Below are 23,459 nucleotides of genomic sequence, written 5' to 3'. Positions count from 1 at the left end.
TAATACAGATGAACGGCAGGCCTGGTGCGAACCCCAAGCGAACATGAAATCCCTGGGAGGTTCGCACCTCGCGTCCCACAAGGGCTCCCGGCGATTTAAGTGGAAAATATGCTCATTTTATAGTACTTTAAAAAGAGGTTCGCACTATTGCTCTTATGAAGCGTTGCTGCATAAGGGGTTATAAGGCGGGCTCGCACTCTATGTGAGTGCGTGGATTGAAATCTGATTGAAACAGGAACATAAGTTCGTATATAAGTCGCACTCTATGTGAGTGCGTGGATTGAAATAGAGGCACAGCCGGCAATGAAGGGCAAGGAATTGTGTCGCACTCTATGTGAGTGCGTGGATTGAAATCGGCCACGTCCCATTCCTCATGTTCCGCGTCACGGGTCGCACTCTATGTGAGTGCGTGGATTGAAATAAACTTGAGGACGACAAGGTTATGGGTTTTGTCTCGATGGTCGCACTCTATGTGAGTGCGTGGATTGAAATGCATCATGTAAGTTGTGCTGATTTGGAATTTAGAGCGTCGCACTCTATGTGAGTGCGTGGATTGAAATAATAATGGCGAAATCGTAGGAGCCTTTGCGGTGGTCGCACTCTATGTGAGTGCGTGGATTGAAATGCAGCTTTCACCCTCGTATACCTACTCCCAGATAACGTCGCACTCTATGTGAGTGCGTGGATTGAAAAGATATATCCGTATTGTGTCCACTGTGCCAGTGCTTGACGCACTCTATGAGTGCGTCAATTGAAATTCCACTAGTGTATCCGCGGAGATAACCATGATGCGTGCGGATTCCCTATGAATGCGTGGATTCATACTCCGCTCCTTCCATCTCCTGAGGCGCACACCATTACAACAATCGGCTCCTGCCCAGGGCCGATTGATTTTTCTAATGTCCCTCCGCTCCAGAGCAAGCGGAGGGCTTTTTGTCTTCCCGAATTCATACACTTCCACTTCTCATCTGTTAATGGAATTCCCCCGCCACCAAAATTGTTTCATTATGCAACAATCATCTATAATCCATTGATCGGTTTTTGCCGATAAAACTCAAGTGAGTAGCAAAAAACAACAAATGGATTTCGGAGGGGTTAGATTGCGCAACAAGAAATGGACAAAATTTTCTTTTAAGGAATGGAACCGATACGGCAACAAGCTCATACTGTCTTTTTTAGTCATTCTGTTAGTGCCAAGCTCGGTGATCGCCTTCACTACCTACACAAGCGTTAAAGGAATGATAGACACACGCTTGCTCGACACGGCTCAGAACAATGTTCAGATGGCGGAGGAATCGATTGACCAGTTTATGTCTGCACAGATGGAGAACATCGACTTTTTATCTCAGGCGATCGCAGCTGGCCGCATTAAAGACGACCATGATCCCGACATCAGACAGCTGCTTGACCGGATTCAATCCTCGAAAGAGGATGTGGAGCAGACCTATGTAGGGACGAGTACCGGCGATTTCATGAACTCGCCAACCACATTCCAGAACCCGCCGGATTACGATCCGCGCCAGCGACCTTGGTATCAATCTGCTATGGAGAATCAGGGGCAGATCATCATCACAGACCCTTACATCTCCCAATCTTCCGGGCAGGTGGTAGTCACTGTCGCCAAGGCAACAGCTGATGAGCGCGGCGTTGTAGCTGTCAATCTTAAACTGGAGAGTTTAACCGAACTGATCGGAAATATTAAGATTGGAGAGAAGGGTTACATTTTCCTGTTGGATCAGAACAACCACATCATCAGCCATCCGACGGTGCAAGCAGGTGAGCCGCTGAGCGGCGAGTTTCTTGAGGAGATCAATCGCTCGACCTCCGGCGGATTCAACTATAAGGCTGACGGGGAAGAGCTGAAATATGCCTTCCATACGAATGGAACGACAGGGTGGAAGATCGTTGCCAGCATGGCGCAATCCGAGGTGACGAATGAAGTCAACCCGATTATGTTCACGATGGGAATTGTTATTCTCGTTGCGATTGCCGGAGGCGGCCTGCTGATTGTTTTCATGATTCGAAGTATGACCAAACCGATTCATGCTCTTGTACAGGCAGCTGAGAAAATGAGCCAGGGAGACCTGAGCCATCCTATTGATCTGAAACGCGGGGATGAGCTAGGCACGCTGGCGCTGGCTTTTAATCATATGCGAAAGAACTTGAGCCATCTGACCTTGCAGATTCGGGACAAGTCACTGACACTCGCGGCTTCATCCGAGCAATTAACGGCAAGTACGGAGCAGAACACGCTGGCGAGCGAGCATGTGTCGGCATCCATTCAGGAGATGACGGCTGAAATCGAAGGACAGGCACACCGTATAGAAGAAAGCTCCAGAATGGCTGGTGAAATGTCAGCGTCGATTGGCCACATTTCCTCTAGCGCAGCCGAAGCTTCTTCCACAGCTGCCCGTGCCGTTACCGTGATTCAGGAAGGCAACGAGGCGATTGCGACCACCGTGGAGCAGATGCATGATATTAAGAATACGGTGTCTGATCTCTCCGAAAGTATTCAGGGGCTGGGAAGGTTCTCCCAAGAGATCAGTCAGATTGTCGATGTGATCACGGATATCGCAGGTCAGACCAATCTGCTAGCATTGAATGCGTCAATTGAGGCGGCACGAGCAGGCGAAGGCGGCAAAGGCTTTGCGGTGGTGGCCAGTGAAGTGCGCAAGCTGGCGGAGCAATCCACGCGATCTGCCGAACAAATTCGCGACATGATCACGACGATCCAGTCGGTGACGACGAAAGCTGTTGATTCGATGAATGCCGGAACAGCAGAAGTAGATAAAGGAATTGAGGTCGTGAACCATGCCGGGGAATCGTTTAAAAACATTACGGGCTATGTTCATTCCATTACGGACCAGATCAACGAAATTACCGGAAAAATCGCAGATATATCTGCCGGAACAGAGCAGTTTGTGCTAACTTTCCAGAACGTGGCCGAGGTTGCCGATTCCACAGCAGGTGCAGCACAGACCGTTTCTGCCTCGACGGAGGAGCAGCTGGCTTCGCTGGAGGAAATTAAAGGATCGGCGAGCTCACTGACCGAGATGGCGGAGGAGATGCAGCAGCTTGTTGAACAATTCAAGCTATAAATGGTGTCCATCTCATACAGATGAGTGGACAGTGATCTGAGAAGCTGTGCAGCTTTAGTACGGTAACCTTACCGGCTAAAGCTGCTTTCTTTTTTTAAAAAAATTACGGCTGTTGAAGGAAATGGGCATCGATGATGCTATCCAGTTGATTTTTTCTAGACAACGTTAAATTTACATACTGAAGGGTGCGCTCGTTCATCCCGTGATGGATCAATAGAGCCATCATACCTCTTGTAAACCATAAGTTGAAATTCTCTTTAAGAACGTTCCAATGAAATGGCTCAAAAATAGAGCTATAACCGTTTCTGAAATCAGTTAAGGAAGCCATGATCTTATCCTCCTGATTCCAGTCCAGAGCGGATGAAATCGCGGCACTGATGTCAAAATGATGGTTCCCTTTTCTGACTTCACCAAAGTCGATAATATACATTTTGTTATGATTAAATAGCAGATTCCATATTCCTAAGTCTCCATGGATATAGCAGTTGTTATCATGATTGTATGTTGTGCACTGCTGAAATAAGGCTAGCAATTGCGGTTTGTATTCCATGTTATCGAATTCTTCCAGTTGGATGAGCTCCGTCCACATGTGTTCTAAAGCAAACCGGTCATTCTGTTCATAGATGCCCGGAATGCTCTGGGTTGCAGAATGAAATAGAGCGATTGTTTTACCTAGATTATAGAAATGGATATCGCTGTTATTTACCTTATGATGCTCGACGTAGAATTGCAGGTTATATACAGCTTCCTGATCTTTAATGTAAGGCTGGTTGTCATTACTTAGCAGGATCGTCGGGGTTATGGCGTGCTCTTGTAGCGCTGTGGATATCCGGAATTCAGTGATGGCTTGCTCCGTATCTTTCAGCTTTCTCACAATATATTTGTTATCCATAGTAACCACCAATCTTGCATTGGAGGTATTCCCTGTGCTTATTTCCTTAATCTCAATAACTGGCGTAATGGGATAGTAGTCATGAAGTCTTCTAAAATCAAAACAATCCAAATGCTTCCCTCCTAGTTCTGTTGTAAATTCACAGTAAGCTCTTGCCTAAAGTGGTGTTCTCCGTCATAGATCATCATTCCTTCTTGAAGTATACGCATTGTGCTACAGATTGTGGAGCACGCGGAGCGTCGAATGTGTCTTTGAGAACATATACAGGACTAATTTCATAGTTGAGATATTCAACGATTCCAGGATGATGACAAGAAAAACGTAAAAAAATATCGAATATTTCCTGATTTTTTTAATTCCTGGGCCAAATGGGGTAAAGTTTTGGAGGGCTTTTGACCGATGATAATAGTTAGGGGTCTTTTTTGCCTATTACATACTTAAATTAATGGGAATATATAGGAGTTGATATTTTTGGCCAGGGATACGGATAAACGAGGCATGGTGTGGTTTAAGAACGCTCTCTCGAAGCCTGAGAAGCAGGATGAGGTTATCCAGGAGGGCGTCGCGGCGGAGGAGACCCAGGCAGAGCCTGCTCTTTCAGCTGAATCCGGGCACACTCCCGACGAAGGGGGGAACGGCGTGTTTTCCAAAGACCATCAGGACAAGATCAGCCTGGATGTCATCGTATCCATTGAGAACATTCTCAAGGATCGGCAGCTGCTGACTTACAAGAACAAGGGCCTGGAGGAGCAGCTGGCCGCTGCCAATGAAGCGATTAGCCGCTACAAGCACGAGCAGATCAAGAAAGACCAGCTGATCCAGGAGAAGAGCAAGGAAATTCGCGAATTGGAAAATGTCCTGACCAACAAGCAGATGAGCTATGATCAGCTTCTCGAGGATTACAAGGAATATCAGCTTACCTCTAACCTGGCTTATGAGAAGCTGTCCAGCCAACTGGAGACCGAAATTGCCAAGTACAACAAGCTCCAAGAGGAGACAACGAACACCCAATATCAGAACATGCTCAAAATCAATGCTCTCGAAGACAAAATCAGAGCGCTGGAAATTGAGAACCAGAAATATGCGGAGCAATACCGGAACATCGTGGATGAGAAGGCCAAGCTCATGCAGACCATTACCGATTTTACCGAGAAAATGTCCTTCTCCTTCACGCCAAAAGGGGCAACCTCCCCGAAATCAAGCGATGAATAAGACATTTCCGGCTTAGGATTAAAGACCGGGCGCGGTGCCGGAAAGCATCCGGCATTGAACGGGGCGGGCACACCACCCCGGGTTCCAGATACAACTAGAGAAAGGGGGGCGCCGTCTTGTCAGACTCCTACGGAAAAGTCATAGAGCTTCTGGCGGTCGAGGAGAACGATAGCGGGGAGTCCGGCTATCTGCGAGTCAAATTCTCCACAGATACGGTGGAGTGGCTATGGGAAGCCGACCGTGAGACCGTTCAGAGTTTAAAGGCCGTCCTGGTAATGGATGGGCTGCATAAATACCGCCTCTCCTGCCATACCGTACGGGACGTAATGAACGAGACTGATATTGCACAAGTTACAAGAACGTATCGCGAAGAGAGCACGCGTTATCCTTTCAGCTGTTCGCCGGACTTCAAGAGCAATCTGGACGAGGTAAAAAGAGTACAGCATCCTCAGGAGCTGCTCGCGCTATCCTTCTTGTCGAGAGTCCATATCGATTCGGAACCGCACAAGGAGGAGAACGTCTCCAGCGAAAAGAACAGACCACGCCAACTCCGGCGTACCCGCCGTTTGAGACAATCCCTCAAGCTGGTCAGCATGTCTGTTGTCAGTGTCTTTCTGATCACGGTGCTAAGCTCCTTTAATTATTCGCATAATTTCACGGATTCAAGCGCAGACGTGCTGAACCAGGCGGCTCCAACGGATCCGGCCTTCGCCGAGACGACCGTGTTGACACCGGATGTGACAGTAGAAGCCGCTGTAAGCTCTGCGGGGAATCCGGCTGAGAACGGAAAATCCCTTCTCAACACAAGCGTCAGCAAGCAGAGCAAGGAGCCGGTATCTCAGATGCCTTATGTCGAACTGGAGGAAGGGGTTACCTACGGCCTTCCTGAAGGCTACGTAGCCTTGACCTTTGATGATGGGCCATCTCAATACTCGGTTGAAATTATGAGTATTTTGAAAGAGTATGGGGTGGGAGGGACCTTCTTCTTCGTCGGCACGAATGTGAAGAAACATCCCGATTATGTCCGCACCATTCATGAAAGCGGCTACTCCATTGGCAGCCACTCGATGACGCACGCCAAGCTGCCAGGGCTGGGTCTTGAGATGCTGAAGGAGGAGATGACCGGACCAGATAGGTTCTTAGAGGACATTATTGGCGAATCGTCGATTCTGTTTCGACCTCCCTACGGGGCGTTAGATGAACGGACGGAATCCGTTAGCGGACAGCTTGGCAAGAAAATTGTAATGTGGAATCGAGATCCGGAGGACTGGCTGACACGTGATCAGGACAAAATTGTGGATTATATCAAGCAGATGAAAGCCTCGGGCTCGATCGTTATTCTGCATGAGTCTCAAGCAGTAGTAGATTCGCTTCCGGAAATTATCACCTACCTCAAGAATCAGAATTTGAGTATTGTCGGCTTGCGATAAACGGACATTTCATAACAAGGCGATAGACTGGCGGACGCAAGATTCGTAGCCAGGAACAACATCCGATGGTTGAATAAGATGGTTATCCTTTTGGCGGTGGAAACACGGTTTAAAGAGGATAACCTTTTTTAGATCAAGGGGGTCCTGGTGCGAACCCCAAGCGAACATAAAATCCCAGGGAGGTTCGCACCCCGCGTCAGACAAGGGATAACGCGATTTACATGGTAAATTCAGGGTGTTTATAGTAATCTAGAAATGAGGTTCGCACTTTTGACCCGCCAAACCCATGAATCACAAGGCCTTGTCAGGCGGGCTGTCGCACTCTGTGTGAGTGCGTGGATTGAAATATGTTCATTCACAAAAAATTCTTTAAATAGGAGGGTCGCACTCTGTGTGAGTGCGTGGATTGAAATTCTTTTTTCCTCCCTTAATCGTCTCCACGGACTCGGTCGCACTCTGTGTGAGTGCGTGGATTGAAATGTATATCTCCTTCCTCAGGCGATCCAGGCGGCTTAGTCGCACTCTGTGTGAGTGCGTGGATTGAAATTCCGCAGTCGCAGGCGCAAACCCAGGCGGATTCTCGTCGCACTCTGTGTGAGTGCGTGGATTGAAATTCCCGGTTGAGGAAGTTAGCGACGAAGCAGTATTGTCGCACTCTGTGTGAGTGCGTGGATTGAAATCTTATTTTGACGATGAGGAAACAACGGTAGAAAGTCGCACTCTGTGTGAGTGCGTGGATTGAAATTAGCACGTCCGTGTCCTTATGCTTGTCCAGCAAAGTCGCACTCTGTGTGAGTGCGTGGATTGAAATAGGATACAAGGATTATCTCACTATAGAGCGTGTGAATGTCGCACTCTGTGTGAGTGCGTGGATTGAAATATACGTACCTGTTATCTTTTCCCCATTTACATAGGCGTCGCACTCTGTGTGAGTGCGTGGATTGAAATGTATTGGATGACGTCATCGCCTTCGCCATTACGTGTCGCACTCTGTGTGAGTGCGTGGATTGAAATTCGGATGTTCAGCTGGCACTTACCGCGTTCTTCGAGTCGCACTCTGTGTGAGTGCGTGGATTGAAATACATTTAACCAAATTATTCATTGATTAATCAAGATGTCGCACTCTGTGTGAGTGCGTGGATTGAAATTCCACGACGGGGCCGTCCGCGCTTAAGTACCAAGTCGCACTCTGTGTGAGTGCGTGGATTGAAATATTCCCCTCCCGCGTAAGGCCGCCGCCATTTATGCGTCGCACTCTGTGTGAGTGCGTGGATTGAAATAGCTCGGATTCGTACTTTTCCTTAGCGGTCTTATGTCGCACTCTGTGTGAGTGCGTGGATTGAAATTCTCCACAGGAGATGTCAGACCAAGAGGATGACGGGATGTCGCACTCTGTGTGAGTGCGTGGATTGAAATCGTTCTTCATCTCCCTCTAGCCTCCTTGCTTACGGTCGCACTATATGTGAGTGCGTGGATTGAAATATCCCTCCTAATTTGCAACTCCAAAGTAATCTCTTGTCGCACTCTACGTGAGTGCGTGGCTCGAAATATGATGTACAAGTACAACCAGGGTCAGGACCACGTCGCACTCTATGCGAGTGCGACAAGTGCATGGATTTAACGAACCGATCTATCCCATTTCTGTTAGATCACCTCCTCCCTCTCCATCGCTACTTATCTCCCACACGCGACCGTTTCCTCTGCCCCTAAAGCTCTCCTGATCCCAGGAGGGCTTTTTTCATTTGTTAACAAATCCCCGCTGTTTCCTCAGAATCTATTCATAAAATTAACCAACTCCTAAAATGCGGATAACATCCAGATTACAATTGAAAATTACAGTAGAGGTATAGACGTCTAGACAATTTCGGTGAAAGGAGAATAACTTGAACAGGTTGCAGGCCAGTCCCAAATACGGACTACTGATTACAGTTCTCATCTGGACCTTGTTTCCGATCTACTGGATGGTGATCGTGGCCACACAGACCGATTTGTTTGCGGATGTGTCGCTATTCCCCCGTTCTGTTACGTGGGAGCATGTGATCAGTGTTTTTACAGAAGAAAATTACTTAGGGGCGTTAATCAACAGCTTTACCGTTACAGCCATCTCCTTGCTGATCGTACTCGCATTTGGCTTGTCCTGCGCATATGTCTTGGCACGGCGATCCTTTCGGGTACCGCTCAAAAAAACGCTGTTGATCTGGATTTTGCTGGTCAGAGTGCTGCCACAGATTACATTTGCACTGCCTTTATACATCTTAATGAACGATGTGGGGCTTCTGAGCACCAAAATGCCGATTGTGCTGGCACATATTCTGGTGAACTTGCCTTTTGTCATCTGGTTTATGATTGCGTTCTTCTACCATGTTCCGGAGGAAATCGAGGAAAGCGCAAGGATGGACGGTGCATCCGAATTTACGATCTACTATCGGGTGGTGCTGCCGCTCGTGGTGCCGGGCATCGCCGCCATTTCGATTCTGTCCTTTATGGCTTCATGGAATGAGTATTTGTACAGTGTTATCTTCATTCAGCGTCCCAGCGACTTCACGATCCCGTTGAAGCTGGCGACGCTCAACAGTGAGCAGGAATTGACGGAGTGGGGCAAGGTTGCTGGCGGCGGGCTGATATCCATGATGCCGGTGCTGCTGGCGGCGATTTTTATGCAGAAGCATTTAATGAACGGCCTGACGGCCGGTGCAGTGAAAGAATAGGAGGATAAGAGAGAAATGAAAAAACGTATGGTTGCATTAGTAAGCATAGTGACGGCAGTTAGCATTATGGCAGGATGCCAGTCATCCTCTTCCACATCGGCCAATGAACCGACCAAGCTGGTGATCGCCGCTAGGGGCGGGACGCACGTAACAGCGATGGAAGCGGTGAAAGAAACGTTTGAACAAGAACATAATGCGCAAATCGAAATTCTCGGTCTGGAAGCAGCGGACCTGAAGCAGAAGGTGTCCCTGGATTCAACAAGCAAGAACGGTGCTTATGATCTGATCATGGCTGACGACCCGTGGATGCCGGAGTTTGGCGAAGCAGGCATTTTTGCGAATCTGTCCGAGCTGGGTGTAGAGGCTGACGCAGATTTCGAGGAATCCTCGCTGGCGCTGGGCAAGCATCCTTATGAGACCGGCGATCTGTATGCTCTTCCTTTTGCAGGCAATGTACAGCTGTTCTTCTACAATAAAGAGCTGCTCGACAAACATAGCCTCAGCGTTCCGCAAACCTGGGAAGAAGTGGTGAATGCAGCGAACACCATTCATGCTTCGGGGGATGGAGCAGGCTATGTCATCCGCGGACAGCAGGGGAACCCGATCGTTTCCGATTTCCTGCCGATCTTCTGGGCACATGGCGGACAAGTGTTTGACGACAATTGGAATGCGCAGCTAGACTCCGAGGCCGGGCGCAAAGCGCTGGACACGTATATCAATCTGCTGGCAGCCGGCGTGAACTATGAGCAGACCGATATTGTAAGCTCGGTATCCGAGGGACGCGCAGCGATGGCTTTGGGCTGGCCGTCATGGTTCATTAGCGAAGGAAAGGCTAGCGCGAATTACGCGCCAATTCCGTCCAAGGCGTCCGCGAGCGATGCAGAAGCTTCGACCGGTATGATTGGCAACTGGATGATGGGCGTAGCAGCCAACTCCGAGAACAAGGAGCTTGCAGCGAAATTCCTGACCTTCATTACAAGCAGCGAGAGCCAGAAGGTAATGGCTCAGCACGGCGGTGTGCCGACACGGAAGAGCGTGTATCTGGACAGCGAATTGTCCGCGAAGTTTGAGCATTTCCCTGTACAGCTCGAAGCGCTGCAGAACTCGGTAGCCAGACCGAGAACGACGAAATGGTCTTTGGTTGAAGAAGCACTGGGTGCTGAACTGTCAGCGGCTATTGCTGGAACGAAATCGATCGAGGACGCGCTTGCTAGTGCTAACCATGCGATTAATCAAATCATGCAATAATAGCGGTTTGACGATAAAGGAGCGGAATGAATTTGTATAGCAGGCGGCGGTTTCAATGGGCCATGCTGGCTCCCGTAATCTTGTTGTTAATCGGATTGACGGTCTTTCCGTTCATCTATACCGTCTCAAGCAGCTTTACCGACCACTACTACTTGGCGGGTGATTCCAAACAGTTTATCGGGATTGCCAACTACAAGCGCCTCCTGCAGGATCAGTTATTTCTTCAGGCTATCTGGAATACTGTCAAGTTCATGCTACTGGCGGTTTCGATTGAAACCGCCTTGGGACTTGCGATTGCACTGCTGGTCGAGAGCATGAGACGGGGCACGAAAGTGCTGCGCGTATCGCTGCTGATCCCGTCGCTGCTGCCGCCGGTTACGGTGGCGCTGATCTGGCAGATGATGCTGAGCAACCATAATGGCATTATTAATCATCTGCTCGGCTGGTTCGGCGCAGGGCCTTTCAATTTTTTGATGGACGTGAATCTTGCTTTCCGAACGATTCTGTTCATTGACATCTGGCAATGGACGCCGTTTGCTTTCCTGCTGCTGTATGCTGCGCTCCAGGCCGTACCACGGTCGCAATACGAGGCAGCCAGGGTGGATGGCGCCGGCAAACTGAATATTTTTACGCATATTACGCTTCCGAATATTATACCGACGCTGCTGCTGGTGATCCTGCTTCGCACGATTGATACGTTCCGCCTGTTCGATAAAGTGAACATTCTGACTGGCGGGGGGCCGGCCAATTCAACGATGACCGTGACCCAGTATATATACAGGCATGGCGTGTTTAATCTGCAGGTAGGCTACGGCGCGGCTGCATCCGTTATCATGGTTGCGCTGGTCCTGGCTTTCACCGTGTTCTATATTAAACGGTCCATCGGAGGCAGCGAGCAAGATGGGCGTCGTTGATTCTGGGATGGTCGGGTTTGGCGAAGTGACCGTATGACGGCTGGCAGCAGGGGAGTGGGAATTGTAATTAATCAAATGAGGACATGTGATGGCATGAATGTGGAGCAATGGATGAAGGACATGGAGGAATGGGGCGAGCAAGTGGCCGCCTTCCAGCGAGAAACGAAACGAGAACAGCAACTGAAGGTGTCGACCAAAGGGCATGAGATGGACTTTGTGACCAATGTGGATCTGAAGTCTGAGGATATGCTGGTCCAGCGCATCAGTGAGAAATATCCCGATCACAGCATCCTGACCGAGGAGCGTGGGTTAATCGACAAGCAGAGCGACTATTTGTGGGTGATCGATCCGATTGACGGGACCACCAATTTTATTCATGGTTTTCCGATGTCCTCTATCTCGGTCGCTTTGCAATATAAAGGGATCACGCAGGCCGGAATCGTCTATGCGCCGTGGATGGCGATGAAGTTCAGTGCGATTCGGGAACGGGGCGCCTATCTGAATGGGGAACGCATCGCGGTGTCACAGACATGTGAGCTGAGGCACAGCTTGCTGGCCACCGGATTTCCTGCCGGAGACAGCCAGTCGACCGTGAACCTCGCTTATTTCAACCGGATGATCAGGAAGGTGTCGGGAATCCGGCGCACCGGCAGTGCCGCACTGGACCTGTGCTTTGTCGCTGCCTCGTTCCTGGATGGCTATTGGGAATTCGATTTAAGCGATTGGGATATGTGCGCAGGGGCTTTAATTGCGAAGGAAGCAGGGGCCATAGTACTGAACAAGGATATGGACAATCACAGGCTATTAATCTGTTGCAATCCTCGCATCTTCGATGTGCTGCAAGCCGGCTTGCTTGAGCAGGAAGAATACTAACAGAACCGGGAGGCTGTAGCATTGGGCACCTATCAACATATCAAACAGGAAATCGGAAAGATGATCGACAGCAAGCTGTGGAAGGTCGGCCAGAAGCTTCCTTCGGAATATGAGCTGGCTAAATATTTCGGCGTCAGCCGCGAGACGCTCCGGACGGCGATCAAGCTGCTTGAGCAGGAGGGCAAGCTGCTGGTGAAGCACGGCGTGGGCACCTTTGTCATCAAGCCGCTTCCGATGATTCCGAGCCGGCTTGAATTTCTCCAGAGCATCGGGACGATGATCAAGCTGGCAGGTTTGACGGAAGAGGAGAACAAGGAGATGATCGGGGAAGTGGAGTGCAGCCCCGAGTGGGCCGAGGCGCTGAACATTGAAGAGGGCTGCGGGGTAGTCAAGCTGGAGCGCATTCGCTATGCGGACGGCGATGCCGTTGCTTACTCGATCAATATTATGCCGAAGGAGCTGGTGGGCGACGCCTTTGAGCGGATTGATTTCTCCGGGTCGCTGTTCGGCTTCCTGGAGGACAAGTGCAAAATTCAGATTGCCAGGGCGGACACCGAGCTGCTAGTTCCTTTGAAGAAAGACAAGTACGTGCAGCGTCTGCAAATTGATAAAGAGGAAGAAACGCCCGTCATCTTGATGAAACAGCTGCATTATGACGAGCAGAACAAGGAAGTGCTGTATTCGCTTGATTACTTGCGTAATGATGTGTTCAATTTCTGGATTCGCCGGGAACGAAAATAATCATCTTATACCGGTTAAGGAGTGGTTATGATGGGCACGCGGCATTCATGGACAAGCAAACTGTTAAAGGTGGTATTAAGCGCAGCAGCAGTGCTGCCTTTTATCACAACTAGCGCGTCGGCAAGCTCGGTATTCATTGACGCCAATCCGTACAAAGCGTTTCACGATACGTATGATGAAAGCGATCCGGACCGCAAATTCCGCGATGCGCTCGATATGAAGTTCTACAACGTTGAGCTGGACATCATGGTGGACACGAATCGCACCCGTTACGAAGGGCCGCAGTATCCTGACTATTTGCAGGGCAAGGTGAAGCTGTACGTGAAGCATGATGCGGCTGCCTGGCCCAATACGAGGCATCTGTATCAATACTTTGAAGATATGGCCGCGCAGATTGCTGCCCGAGGCGGCAGCATTCACGGCGACGGAAGAAGCATCATCGTCAACCTGGACATGAAGACGGCCAACAGCCCGAACTACGAGGATGTGGCTGACTCGCTGCAGGCGATTTTCACCCATTATGAGTCTTATATGAGCCATGGCTACATCGGCAGTGCGAACAGCTTCACCGAGCGTGCGATCACCGTGTGCTTGTCTGGCGCTGACGCGCTGAAGAATGCGTATTTCAACTACATTTCCGGACGGACGGGCAAGCTGCTGGCCTTTAAAGACGAGGTATACAGCATAACGCATAGCAGATATGGCAATGTCGCTGATTATTTCCCGAACGCTGCGGACATCTATCACCGGTTCTATGCGGTTCACTGGAAGCATATCGAGAGCGGCTTTGACACGCTGATGCCGGGCAACTGGTCGCAAGAGGAAGAGCAGCGCTTGAAGGACATGATGTACATGGCCGAGCAAAAAGGGTACACGCTCCGCTTCTACAGCCTGAACGGCAATGAAGGCGCATGGCATTACAAATTCCCGAACGGCGACGGGGACGCGGCACAGCGCTGGACCCAGTTCGCTTACATGAACCACAAGCTCGGTACGCGCCATTTCGTATCGACCGATTCCTACCAGTCCATGACGAAGTTGTTCAATCACTTTCTCGTTCCGCTCCGGGATTACAACCACCGGGTTGAGAAACCGGGCGGCACGCAGAATGGGGTAGACGTATCGGTGTCCATAACGGATGACCGGCGCGTCGTAGAGGTGCACAAGGCCGAAGGACTGTTCAACAACAATCTGTGGTATTCCGTCGGGTCCGTACGTGATGACGGGTACATTCAGTGGGTGACGAACGAACGCATCAATCCTGGCGGTCAGAATAAAAACGGCGTTCAGCCTCACAGTGATGTCACGAATGTGGGCGGCCAGCAGATCGTGGTCCAGGTCAATAAAACCGACGGCACCGGTTCCGGGCTGTGGGCCAACATCGGCAGACTGGAGCCGAACTCGACCATCACCTGGATCACCAACGAGCGGATTGCCATCGGCGGCTCGCATACGTCGGGAGATTGGCCGCACATCGCCATCGACGGCGATCGGGCAGTGCTTGTGTACCTGAATGGCGGCAAGCTTCACTATCACACCGGGCGCATCAACACGTCGAACTACAGCATAACGTGGAGCAACAGTGGAACGATCAACAATCAGAATGGCGAGCGTCCGGATGTCGCCTTCCAGGACGGCAGAATCGTTGTCGTGTATCGGGACGGCGGACGACTGAACTATACGACAGGCACATGGGGCCAGAACGGGAATATCACCTGGAACGCAAGCGGCAGCATGGGCGGTCAGGATGGCAAGGATCCGGCGGTTGCCTTTATTGGCACAGACAAGATCATCGAGCTGCATACGAGCGAAAATACGGGCCTGATCTGGTACAACATCGGGGAGCTGGAGTGGCCGAACATTCGCTGGATTCACAACTATGTGTGGGATTCCGGCGTGTCGTCCCGCCCGAGCGTCGATTATAACGCAGCGACCAACCTGCTTGTCGATCTGCACAAATCGGGGATGAATGATGCGTTGTGGTATAACACCGGGAGCATTCATTTTCCGTAACGAATAGAGCAAAGGCAGAAAAGTGAGAAAAGGCATGATCGCCGCCATCCCTTCGGGGAGGCTGGCGATCATGCCTTTCTTGTTTACCTGTTCTGTTGTGCGGCAAGATATTCCTTGACCCGCTCAGCGGCTTCCATGACCGAGTTCGCCTGGATCATGATGCGCTTGTCACCGTCATAGTGGCTCGCGGTATGCTCATAGCGGGGATCATAGTAATACTGCAGCAGCAGGCCCACGGCATCCTCATATTGGCTGCTCTCGAGATGACGCTGGATCTCCGCCGCGATCGGGGTATGAATCCGCTCCTTGATGCGCAGAAATGCCTCCATGCACGCTTCAGCATGCTGCTCGGGCTTATAATCCTCGATGATGTGACGGATGCGCGCTTCCATCGGAAGGTCGATCCACAGATGAGTGCCTTGTTCTTTTTTGGTCAACAGAAATTCAGGCAAGGCCACTTTCCCGATTCGCTGGCTTTCGGCTTCAAACAGCATGTAGGGTGCCTGCTGATGCTGAAGCAGCTCCTGCAGCAGCAGGGCATCGAATGTCTTCTGGTTATGGGCCGCGTAGCCAATGTGACCAAACACCGATCCGCGGTGGCCCGCCATGCCCTCGAGATCAAGCACAGGGTAGCCCTCCTGCTGAAGCTGGCGCAGGATTTCCGTCTTGCCTGATCCGGTATGGCCATTCAGGACGATAGCAGGGGCCTGGAGCTCATAGCTGGCCAGCTGATCAACGACCCATTTGCGGTACGCCCGAATTCCGCCCGTCAGCCGATAGGCCTTGATGCCCATTAAAGAGAGGACGGTGGCCGACGTTCTGCTGCGCATGCCTCCCCGCCAGCAGAAGACCGCCTTCTGCTGCGGAATGGCCGCGAACTCGCGGATAAATGCCGGCAGCTTGGCCGACACGATCTCAAGCCCGCGCTCCTTGGCCGCCTGTACGTTCACCTGCTTGTACAAGGTGCCGATTTCGGCACGCTCCTCGTCGTTGAAGATCGGGATGTTGATGCTGCCCGGAATCGTTGCAGCAGCATATTCGGACGGCGATCTGACGTCAATCGGAAGCAGATTATTGTCTTTCTGAAGTTGTAGCAGTTCTTCAACAGAGATGTCGTGAATCAAGTGATATCGCTCCCTCTATAATAGTCCTTAACGGACGACGATGTGCCCTGGATGCTCTGCTGTAATTTCCCCGATGCGCGCCGCTTCGACGCCCGCTGCTAGCAGATCGGCAAGCAGCGCCTCGGCCTGGCTGCCGTCCACGGCAATCAGCAGGCCCCCGGATGTCACGGCATCACACAAAATATACTGATCCAGCGGATCCATATCAGCCGGGAACGTCACCGATCCCTCGAGATGGGCGAAATTGTTCTTCGTTCCTCCCGGCACAAATCCGGCCTCGGCCAGCTCGCGAACACGCGGCAGCAGAGGGACGAGCGCCTGCTCAATGACAACGCCGTTGCCGCTGCCCTTGGCCATCTCCGAGGCGTGTCCAAGCAGGCCGAAGCCCGTAACGTCCGTGCAGGCATGCACGTCATAGGACGCCATCGTCTCGGCCGCCGTTTTGTTCAGCGTGGACATGACGGTGGTAACGCGCTGAATCTCTTCCTCGCTGAGCTGATCCTTCTTGATGGAGGTGGTCAGAATGCCGACCCCGATCGGTTTGGTCAGAATCAGCTGATCTCCCGGCTTCGCGCCGGCGTTAGTCCGCACTTTGTCCGGATGCACGAGCCCGGTCACAGCCAGGCCAAATTTCGGCTCCTTGTCGTCAATGGAGTGTCCGCCAACGAGCGTGACGCCAGCTTCCTTCAGCTTGTCGCCCGCGCCTCGCAATATGTCGGACAGAATGCTTTTGTCCAGCGTATGGATCGGGAAGGCCACAATGTTGAGTGCGGTCAGCGGCGTGCCTCCCATCGCATAGATATCGCTGATGGCATTGGCGGCAGCAACCTGGCCGAACGCATACGGATCATCGACGATTGGCGTGAAGAAATCGACCGTCTGCACCATGGCCATCTCATCGTTGAGCTTGTATACCCCAGCGTCATCGCTGGTGTCCAGGCCGACCAGAAGGTTCGGATTCGGCTCGGCAGGCGGAAGGCTCCGGATGACCTGCGCCAGGTCGGCAGGTCCGATCTTGCAGCCGCAGCCGCCTTTGGAGGATAGAGACGTCAATTTGACGTTGTTTATATGATTTTGAAGTGACATCATCACAACTTCCTTTCAATAGGAACTGGGCATACACTTACCCAAGTCACTATTATACTCCTCCAATAAATAATAGTAAAAACCTCGTTTGCTTGTGATATAATACTATCCGTTCTTATCAATCTACTACTGTTCTTACCGGAGGGAAAGGAAATGCATAGTGTGGAAACCACCAAGCCGTCCGGTCACTTCAATCGAAAGACATTGCTGTTTGCATTGCTCTTTATCGTGATCACTGCGGCTGGCTTGTTGTATGTAAAATGGTGGCCGTATTATGGCAAAGCCATCACGTCTGCGACCACGCATTCGATCGGCTCGTCGATACTAACCGGTGCCGGCGATACGATTCCGGCGCCTTCATGGAGCGCCGCCTGGGAATATGCGGCGGCTTATTTTAAAGCCGTTTGGAAAGCGGCTGTGCTCGGTATACTGCTCGGCTCGCTCGTGCAGGTGCTGCTGCCTTCCAAGTGGCTTTTGGATATGCTCGGCAAAGCCAATTTCAAGAGCACCGCTATCGGCGGTCTGGCCTCCCTGCCCGGGATGATGTGCTCCTGCTGCGCCGCTCCGCTCGCTGTCGGGCTGCGCAAGAAGAAGGCGTCGATAGGGGCAAGCCTGGCCTTCTGGATTGGCAACCCGACGATTAACCCGGCAACACTGATCTTCATGACATTTGTGCTGTCCTGGGAATTCACGCTGCTGCGCCTGGTGTTTGGCCTCTTGCTTACGTTTGGGGTCAGCTATCTGGCGAACCGCTTTGCGCCGAATGAACTCGTGCCGCAGCAGGTGCAGGCTGCGCTTCCGGAGGACAACGAGCCGGAGCAGCCGATGTATGTGCGCTGGGGCAAGGCGATGTGGAGCATGTTCATATCGGTCATTCCGGCGTATGTGCTGGTCGTGCTGATGCTCGGCGCATTCCGCGCGTGGCTGTTCCCGGCGATGGACGGGGCGGGCTCGAACAGTCTGCTGGCCATTATCGGCTTTGCCATTGCAGGCATGCTGTTTGTCATCCCGACCGCTGCCGAAATACCGATTATCCAATCCTTCATGGACATGGGGATGGGCGTTGGTCCTGCAGCGGCCCTGCTGATGACACTGCCGGCGATCAGTCTGCCTTCGCTGCTGATGCTGGCGAAGCATTTTCCAGGCAAGGTGCTGGCATTCACCGCATCCTCGGTTGTGGCGATCGGCATATTGGCCGGGCTCGTCGGCTGGATGCTCCTGTAGAATATACAAAGGACTTCAATTCCACGGTACAGGTGGGAATGAAGTCCTTTTATATATTGCGGCTTATGGTGGCATTCAGCGCTCGGGGGACAGCTAGGGTGCAGCCTGTGATCAACCGGCTGTTTCCGGTCCAGTGCGGCGGGCGGCACGCGGCACGGGGGGATAACGGCATGAACGCCTAGAGGAGTCCCGCCCATCGCAGTCCATGCCAGATGCCGTCCTGCTCCGCCTCGGAGGTGACGAAGGCGGCCAGCTTCTTGACAGCCTTCGGCGCATTGCCCATCGCGATGCTGCACCCGACGAACCGGAACATCTCCATATCGTTGTAGTTGTCGCCAAAAGCGTAAATATCCTCCGGCCTGAACCCGGTTTCGGCGATCAGCCTTTCAATGCCGGCCGCTTTCGATCCGCCCGCAGGCAGCACATCCATCGAGCAGGGATGCCAGCGGACAAAATGCAGGTCCGGAAATGCCTGTCGGAACATCGCCTCATGTTCCTCCGTGCAGAACAGCATCGTCTGGTAAATGTGCCTGCCTTCATAGTACCGAGGATCGCATTCTGGATAGAGGACATCCAGCGAGCGCATGCACTGCTCGACATAGGGGTGATGCTGCTGATTGCAGCGCATCCCTTCCGCATCGAGGTACACCAGCGGATGCTCCTGCTCTGACGCGAAGGCGGCCAGCTGCGCAACGAGCTCCGGCCCGATCGGGTTGCTGTAGATCAGCCGGTGTTCGTGTACGACATATTGCCCGTTAAAGCTGACGTAGGAATGGAGCCCCAGCTCCCGCCGCAGATGCTCCAGCATGAACGGGGAGCGTCCGGAAGCAAGCGCCACAGTGTGCCCGGCTTCCTTCAGGGTGAAGATGGCGCGCTTGGCGGAGGCCGGAATCCGATTATGTCGGTCCAGCAGCGTGCCGTCGATGTCGAACAGGACCAGTTTTCCTTGCGGTTTCTTCACAAGATTCACGCTCCCAGCGGCTCGGCGCTATCCGCCAGGTTCAGCCGGACCTTCTCATGCAGACGCAGCGCCACCGGGGAGATGACCTCCCAGTTCCGTTCATCACTGCGGATATCGTAATGGAACTCCTTGCCCTGGAACTGGACGTTGACGACTTCACCGGGAATGCCTTCCGTGCCGTCTGGCTGGAGCAGAAATTGATCGGGGCGCACAGGATATAGACCGCTCGCTTTGAAATAATCGGCAATCCCGTCACCGTTCCAGGCGGTGTTGCTGCCTTCCGGCGTGAACAGGTTGCCGCTCCAGCTGCCCTGCACCAGATTGGACTTGGATACAAACTTGGCGACGAATTCGGTCTCCGGCCGCAAATAAATGTCCTGCGGCGTTCCGGCCTGTTCGATGCGGCCGTCCTTCATCACCACGATCCGGTCAGCCATGGCCAGCGCCTCCCCCTGATCATGGGTGACGTAGACGATGGCCGAACGGGTCCGGCGGTGGACCTGCTGGATTTCGCGGCGCATATCCATGCGCAGCATCGCGTCGAGGCTGCTGAGCGGCTCATCCATCAGCAGCAGGGAAGGCTCGGGAGCCAGAGCCCGGGCAATCGCGACCCGCTGCTTCTGACCGCCGGACAGCTCGTGCGGCATCCGCGCAGCCAGATGGGACAGTCCGGTCAGCTCCAGAATTTGCCGGATGCGCTCCTCTTCCTGACTTTTAATATGGGCAGGGGTGGCCTTATGGGTCCGGATCGGGAAGCGGATGTGCTCGGTCACATTCATATGCGGCCAGAGCGCGAACGATTGGAACACCATCCCGATCCGCCGCTTCTCCGGCGGCAGCAGCGTATGCTCGCCCGCCACGACACGGCCCTCCATCCGAACCTCGCCGCTGGTGGGCTGCTCGAATCCGGCCAGAATGCGCAGCAGCGTTGTTTTGCCACAGCCGGACGGGCCGAGTATGGCCACAAACTCCCCGTCCTGAATCGTTAATTGAATATCCTTCAACGCCTCGAAGCTGCCGAAGGATTTACTCACATGCTTGATCTCTATACTCATCGATGACACCCTCCGTTCACTTCATTGTTCATTAAGCTTTAAAGCCCTTGCGCGCGGCCCAGCGCTGAACGAGCAGCAGCCCCGCTCCGCCTATGCCAATCAGCAGGACGATCAGGCTGGACAAGGCGGTCGAGTAAAGCGTGTTGCCGGCCTGCTCGAAGCTGAATATGGTGACGCCAATCGTCTGCGAGCCGGAGGCATACAGCAGCGCCGATACCGTCAGCTCGGTCAGCGCGGTTAAGAAGACCAGCAGCCCGCCGGTCAGAATGCCGGGCAGCAGCAGCGGAAGCAGGATGGCGGTCCATTTGCGCCACGCGCCTGCGCCGGAGACCCGGGCAGCTTCCTCCATCGAAGCGTCGAGCTGCATGAAGGAGGTGATGCCGGAACGAATCTGCAGAATCAGGAAGCGGCATATATAGGCGATGAACAGAATCGTCATCGATCCGTAAATGCCGGGATTCCAGCCCGGAATCGGCTCCATCCAGACGAGAATCATGGACAGGGCAAACACGATGCCAGGCAGGGTGTAAGGGACGGCCGTCGCAAGCTCTGCCGCTTTATTGAAGCGGGTCGGCTTGCGCACCCGCATATAGGCGAATCCGCAGCCGAGCACGAGGCAGACCAGCATCGTCACGCCAGACAGCACGAGGCTGTTCTGGATCGCCTGCCATACCCGCTCATTCTCGAACAGAATGTAGCGATAGTTATCCAGCGTGAAGTTGGCAGGCGTCAGGCCAAGCCCGTAGGCCCGCTTGAGGGACATGGACACCATCGAGGCCAGCGGCACGACCGTGACCAGCAGCAGGAAGCCCCACAGCACCGCCGACAGCGGCTTGCGCATCTTGCCTAGCGCATAGCGGGGCGCATGGTCTGGCTGGATGGTGTCGGAGGCGTGGCTTTTGCGCAGCAGAATCCATTGGATCAGACTGCCGATCACCGCCGCCACGCCGAGCATGACGGACAGGGAAGCGCCGCGGGCAAAGGCCGATGGCCCGAAGCCGATAATCTCCTCGTAGATCAAGGTGCTGAGCACCGAGATGTTCACCGGCGATCCGAGGAAAGCCGGAATGCCGAAGTTGTCCAGGGAAGCCAGGAAGACGAGCAGCCCTCCGGCGGTAAGCCCCGGCAGCGCCAGCGGGAGCGTAATTTGCCGGATCGTTTTCAGCCTGCCGGCCCCCCCGGCGCGGGCGGCCCATTCCAGGTCCCGCGGAATTTTGCGGAATACGTCCAGTGTGAACAGATATACCAGCGGAAAATGATGAATGCCCATCACAAATATGATGCCGCCCATGCTGTACATGCTCCATGGCGTTAGGTCAGCATGAATCATCCGAAGCCCTTGGGCAACCCAGCCCTGTGCGCCCATGAAGGAGGACCAGGACAAGGTCAGAACATAGGACGGAAGAATAAAGCAGAGCAATACCGCCATATGCAGCAGCCCCTTGTAGCGGATGTCGGTATAAGCGACAATCCAGGCGAATGCGGTGCCAAGCACAAGGGAGAAGACGGTGGAGCCGATGACGATCACCGCCGTGTTCCGCAGGGTGGACCAGAAGCGGTCCTGCTGCAGCAAGTTGGCGTAATGGTCCAGTGTCAGGCCATGCTCTCCCTGGAAGCTGAGAAGAATCAGCTTCAGGATCGGATATACAAAGAAGATCAGTACCGCCGCTGCGCCCAGCAGTCTGGCGAGCAGCCTCAGGTTCAGAAGCTTCCGGTGACCGGAAAGGGACTTGCGCCCTTTTCCGGTCTTTGGGAGTGCGATCGTGCTAGCGTTTGTATTTTCCATCCATGCCGGTTCCATGTTGTTACTCACCAAACACCTGGATGAACTGCTGCTTGTCCGCTTCACGCTCGTCTGTCAGCTGCGCCAGATCGGCAGAGAGAATCTTCATGTCCGCGATTCCCTTAAGTCCTTCCGGCGGCGCGATGCCTTCCCGAATCGGGGAATAGCCAATCTCTGCGGCCAGCTTCTGTCCTTCTTCGGACAATACGAAATCGACAAACGCCTGGGCGGCCGGTACATTCGCAGCATCCTTCATGATGCCGATCGGCTCGGTGATGACCGGAACGCCTTCGCTAGGGTACGTTAATTCTACCGGCGATCCCTTCGCTTTCTCGCGGGCAACCATGTAGTCCACAACAAGCCCGTAAGATTTCTCGCCGCTGGCAACAGCCTGCATGACAGCGCCGTTTCCTTTAATGACAGCCATGCCGTTGTCCTTCATCTGCTGCAGGAAATCCCAGCCATAGCCATCGGTACGGCTGAATACGCCGATGTTATAGGCGGCTGCGCCCGAGTACAGCGGGCTTGGCATAATGCTGGCGTCTTTGCTTTCCGGCGCAGTCAGCACCTGCCAGGAATCCGGCGTGCTCGATACCTTCTGGGTATTGGTAGCCAGGACGGTAGCCATCACCTTGGTGCCGGCATACATGCCGTCCGGATCTGCCAGCTCAGCCGGAATGTGGCTCAGCTCGGGCGATTTATACGAGAGCAGCATGTCTTCCTTCTTCAGCGCTTCAAACGTAACCGCATCGGCAAGCAGCAGCACATCGGCCTGAACCTTGCCCGCTTGGCGCTCAGCCTGGATCTTCGCCGTTACCTCCTCGGTACCGGAGCGGAAAATATCAATCTTCACATCCGGGTAGTGCTTATTGAATGCGGCAGCCAGCTTGCTTGCATCCTCTTCCGGCTGTGAAGTATAGAACGACAGATTGCCCGAAATTTCAGTTGTTGCGGCCGGTGGTGTTTCGGCGCTGTCTTGTCCGGTTGTGGCAGCAGGCTGGGGATTGCCGCAGCCGCTGAATAAGAGCATGCCCGCCAGAAGGGGAAGTATGGCTTTTTTCGTTAATGGTTTCACAGATGATCTCTCCTTTGGTTCG

General features: G+C 53.0%; 17 protein-coding genes and 2 CRISPR repeat arrays. Of the genes, 10 read left to right on the top strand and 7 right to left on the bottom strand.

All coding sequences use genetic code 11. From position 1 onward, the window contains the following. Positions 1–190 precede the first annotated feature (190 nt). A CRISPR array of direct repeats spans positions 191–693; the repeat unit is 32 nt; unit sequence GTCGCACTCTATGTGAGTGCGTGGATTGAAAT. A gap of 407 nt (positions 694–1,100) precedes the next feature. Further along, entirely contained in the window at positions 1,101–3,098 is a 1,998-nt protein-coding gene (locus CHH75_RS05820; protein ID WP_255222971.1) for a methyl-accepting chemotaxis protein, read from the top strand. 103 nt (positions 3,099–3,201) lie between these two features. Here CHH75_RS05820 and CHH75_RS05815 read toward each other — a convergent pair whose 3' ends face one another. Beyond that, complete coding sequence (locus CHH75_RS05815) at positions 3,202–4,101, bottom strand: phosphotransferase (RefSeq protein ID WP_095397677.1); 900 nt, start codon at positions 4,099–4,101, stop codon at positions 3,202–3,204. Between the two features lie 360 nt (positions 4,102–4,461). On the opposite strand from CHH75_RS05815, the gene CHH75_RS05810 reads away from it, so the two are divergent. The 8 genes from CHH75_RS05810 to CHH75_RS05775 all read left to right on the top strand — a co-directional run bounded on the left by CHH75_RS05810 (position 4,462) and on the right by CHH75_RS05775 (position 15,129). Continuing rightward, positions 4,462–5,202 (top strand): coiled-coil domain-containing protein, encoded by a 741-nt coding sequence (locus CHH75_RS05810; protein WP_095397676.1) that lies wholly within the window; start codon positions 4,462–4,464, stop codon positions 5,200–5,202. A 116-nt stretch (positions 5,203–5,318) separates the two neighbouring features. Beyond that, positions 5,319–6,632 (top strand): polysaccharide deacetylase family protein, encoded by a 1,314-nt coding sequence (locus tag CHH75_RS05805; RefSeq protein WP_095397675.1) that lies wholly within the window; start codon positions 5,319–5,321, stop codon positions 6,630–6,632. A 315-nt stretch (positions 6,633–6,947) separates the two neighbouring features. Beyond that, positions 6,948–8,181: direct repeats of the CRISPR family, unit length 32 nt; unit sequence GTCGCACTCTGTGTGAGTGCGTGGATTGAAAT. Between the two features lie 334 nt (positions 8,182–8,515). Then, positions 8,516–9,340, top strand: coding sequence for a carbohydrate ABC transporter permease (locus CHH75_RS05800; RefSeq protein WP_230875737.1), 825 nt, complete (start codon positions 8,516–8,518; stop codon positions 9,338–9,340). 15 nt (positions 9,341–9,355) lie between these two features. After that, a complete protein-coding gene (locus CHH75_RS05795) occupies positions 9,356–10,588 on the top strand; it encodes an extracellular solute-binding protein (RefSeq protein WP_095397674.1) in 1,233 nt (410 codons plus the stop codon). Between the two features lie 32 nt (positions 10,589–10,620). Continuing rightward, complete coding sequence (locus CHH75_RS05790) at positions 10,621–11,502, top strand: carbohydrate ABC transporter permease (protein ID WP_095397673.1); 882 nt, start codon at positions 10,621–10,623, stop codon at positions 11,500–11,502. A gap of 75 nt (positions 11,503–11,577) precedes the next feature. Further along, the gene (locus tag CHH75_RS05785) at positions 11,578–12,375 is read left to right on the top strand and encodes an inositol monophosphatase family protein (protein ID WP_176475472.1); all 798 of its coding nucleotides are present in this window, start codon (positions 11,578–11,580) and stop codon (positions 12,373–12,375) included. A 21-nt stretch (positions 12,376–12,396) separates the two neighbouring features. Beyond that, the gene (locus tag CHH75_RS05780; protein ID WP_095265571.1) at positions 12,397–13,116 is read left to right on the top strand and encodes a GntR family transcriptional regulator; all 720 of its coding nucleotides are present in this window, start codon (positions 12,397–12,399) and stop codon (positions 13,114–13,116) included. A gap of 27 nt (positions 13,117–13,143) precedes the next feature. Next, the gene (locus tag CHH75_RS05775; protein WP_141235812.1) at positions 13,144–15,129 is read left to right on the top strand and encodes a hypothetical protein; all 1,986 of its coding nucleotides are present in this window, start codon (positions 13,144–13,146) and stop codon (positions 15,127–15,129) included. Between the two features lie 83 nt (positions 15,130–15,212). Here CHH75_RS05775 and mnmH read toward each other — a convergent pair whose 3' ends face one another. Next, the gene (gene mnmH, locus CHH75_RS05770; protein ID WP_095397671.1) at positions 15,213–16,253 is read right to left on the bottom strand and encodes a tRNA 2-selenouridine(34) synthase MnmH; all 1,041 of its coding nucleotides are present in this window, start codon (positions 16,251–16,253) and stop codon (positions 15,213–15,215) included. 27 nt (positions 16,254–16,280) lie between these two features. After that, positions 16,281–17,339, bottom strand: a complete 1,059-nt coding sequence (selD, locus tag CHH75_RS05765; protein ID WP_095265568.1) for a selenide, water dikinase SelD — start codon at positions 17,337–17,339, stop codon at positions 16,281–16,283. A gap of 153 nt (positions 17,340–17,492) precedes the next feature. Between selD and CHH75_RS05760 the strand changes: the two genes are divergently transcribed. After that, on the top strand, positions 17,493–18,563 hold the full coding sequence (locus CHH75_RS05760) for a permease (RefSeq protein WP_095397670.1): 1,071 nt from the start codon (positions 17,493–17,495) through the stop codon (positions 18,561–18,563). A 178-nt stretch (positions 18,564–18,741) separates the two neighbouring features. Here CHH75_RS05760 and CHH75_RS05755 read toward each other — a convergent pair whose 3' ends face one another. From CHH75_RS05755 to CHH75_RS05740, 4 genes are read right to left on the bottom strand one after another with little or no spacing between them, the layout of a single operon-like run. Further along, positions 18,742–19,524 carry a Cof-type HAD-IIB family hydrolase gene (locus CHH75_RS05755; protein WP_095397669.1) on the bottom strand — a complete coding sequence of 261 codons (783 nt, stop codon included), beginning with the start codon at positions 19,522–19,524 and terminating at the stop codon, positions 18,742–18,744. 5 nt (positions 19,525–19,529) lie between these two features. Then, positions 19,530–20,579: an ABC transporter ATP-binding protein gene (locus CHH75_RS05750; RefSeq protein ID WP_095397668.1), complete on the bottom strand. Its 1,050-nt coding sequence runs from the start codon at positions 20,577–20,579 to the stop codon at positions 19,530–19,532. Positions 20,580–20,610: 31 nt separating this feature from the next. After that, complete coding sequence (locus tag CHH75_RS05745; RefSeq protein ID WP_095397667.1) at positions 20,611–22,380, bottom strand: ABC transporter permease; 1,770 nt, start codon at positions 22,378–22,380, stop codon at positions 20,611–20,613. Between the two features lie 4 nt (positions 22,381–22,384). Beyond that, positions 22,385–23,392, bottom strand: coding sequence for an ABC transporter substrate-binding protein (locus CHH75_RS05740; RefSeq protein ID WP_095397698.1), 1,008 nt, complete (start codon positions 23,390–23,392; stop codon positions 22,385–22,387). Between the last annotated feature and the right edge of the window lie 67 nt (positions 23,393–23,459).

This window comes from Paenibacillus sp. 7541, assembly GCF_002276395.1.
Classification (GTDB): Bacteria; Bacillota; Bacilli; order Paenibacillales; family Paenibacillaceae; genus Paenibacillus_AQ; species Paenibacillus_AQ campinasensis.
The sequence above is the reverse complement of the archived record's forward strand: the minus strand, read 5'-3'. Positions and strand labels throughout refer to the sequence as shown.